Consider the following 1,763-nt stretch of genomic DNA (forward strand, 5'->3'; position numbering starts at 1 on the left):
GGGGCCCCGGCCCTGCGCCTCGGCGACGTGGTGCGCCTCGACTTCCGCGCCGCCGAGCGCAACGACCTGGTGGTGCTGCCGGCGGCGGCGCTGCGCCCGGGTGACGAGGTATGGCTGCTGGATGAGGAGCAGCGCCTGCGGCGCCGCTCCATCGGCGTGCTGCATCGCGACGACCGCCAGGTGCTGGTGGCCGAGGGCCTCGCCGCGGGCGAGCGCGTCATCACCTCGCCCCTGGGCCAGCCCCGGGAGGGCATGGCCCTGCGCACCCGAGCCGCCGCCGACGAGCGACCCGCCGGCCAGGCCCGGGAGGCCACCCCATGATGCGCCGCGGCCCCATCGCCTGGATGGTCCACCACGGGGTGGCCCCCAACCTGCTGATGCTGCTGCTGATCATCGGTGGCCTGATGGCCTCCACCACCATCAAGAAGGAGGTCTTCCCCGACTTCGAGCTGGAGATCATCACCGTCGCCATCGGCTACCCCGGCGCCACCCCCGAGGAGGTGGAGCAGAGCCTGCTGCTGCCCCTGGAGGCGGCACTGGCCGGGGTGGACGGCATCGACGAGCTGTCCGCCACCGCCAACGAGGGCGCCGGCCGGGTCTCCGTGAGCCTGGTGGACGGCGTGGAGGTGATGCGGGTCTACCAGGAGATCCAGCAGGCGGTGGGGGCCATCACCAGCCTGCCGGCCGCCGCCGACCCACCGCGCTTCGGCCTGGCGGGGCGCTCGCGCAGCGTGATGAGCCTGCAGCTCCACGGCTGGGTCGACGCCCAGCTCCTCCACGATGTGGCCGAGGATCTGCGCGCCGAGCTGCAGGCCTCGGCGGGCATCTCCCGGGTGGAGCTCTCCGGCAACCGCGAGCGCGAGATCCAGGTGCTGCTCGACGAGGAGGCGATGCAGCGCCACGGCCTCGACCACCGCCAGCTGGCCGGGCGCATCGGCGACGAGGCCCTCGACCTGGCCGGCGGGCGCCTGAGCACCGGCGAGGGCGAGTGGCTGATCCGCTACCAGGGGCGGCGCGACGAGGCCAGGGAGTTCGCCGAGCTGCCGATACTGGGCACCCCCGACGGCGGCCAGCTGCGCCTGGGCGACATCGCCCGGGTCGAGCGCGGTTTCGCCGAGACCGACCGCGAGGTGCTCTACAACGGCGCGCCGAGCCTGACCCTCGACGTCTACCAGATCGGCAACCAGACGCCGATCGGCATCTCCGACGCCGTGCACGCCCAGCTCGAGCGCCTCCAGGCGGGCCTGCCCGAGGGCCTGAGCCTCGGCGTCTCCCGGGACACCTCGGAGGCCTACCGCGACCGCCTCGACCTGCTGCTCAAGAACGCCTTCCTGGGCCTGGCCCTGGTGCTGGTGCTGATGGGGCTCTTCCTGGAGGCACGGCTGGCCTTCTGGGTGACCCTGGGCATCCCCACCGCCTTCCTCGGCGCCCTGCTGTTCCTGCCCTGGTTCGGCGTCTCGATCAGCATGATCTCGATGTTCGCCTTCATCATCGCACTCGGCATCGTGGTGGACGACGCCATCATGGTGGGGGAGAACATCCACAGCTACCGCGAGCAGGGCCACTCTCCACGGGAGGCCGCGGTGCGCGGCGCCCGGGAGATGGCGGTGCCGATCAGCTTCGCCATCCTCTCCAACATCGTCGCCTTCCTGCCGCTGCTGTTCCTGCCCGGCTTCCTGGGCATGATCTTCGCCGTGGTGCCGCTGGTGGTGATCACGGTGTTTTTGGCCTCCTGGCTCGAGGCGCTGTTCATCCTGCCCGCC

1 protein-coding gene and 1 pseudogene are annotated in these 1,763 nt (G+C 72.0%); both read left to right on the plus strand.

What is annotated here, in order from left to right; all coding sequences use genetic code 11:
* Positions 1–321: pseudogene (locus J5F18_RS16960) on the plus strand (efflux RND transporter periplasmic adaptor subunit); the annotation flags it as partial.
* Positions 318–1,763 (plus strand): efflux RND transporter permease subunit (locus J5F18_RS16965; protein WP_346299712.1); only part of this gene is annotated, 1,446 nt, incomplete at its 3' end. The pseudogene J5F18_RS16960 and the gene J5F18_RS16965, both read left to right, overlap by 4 nt.

The organism is Halomonas sp. BM-2019, assembly GCF_017584085.1.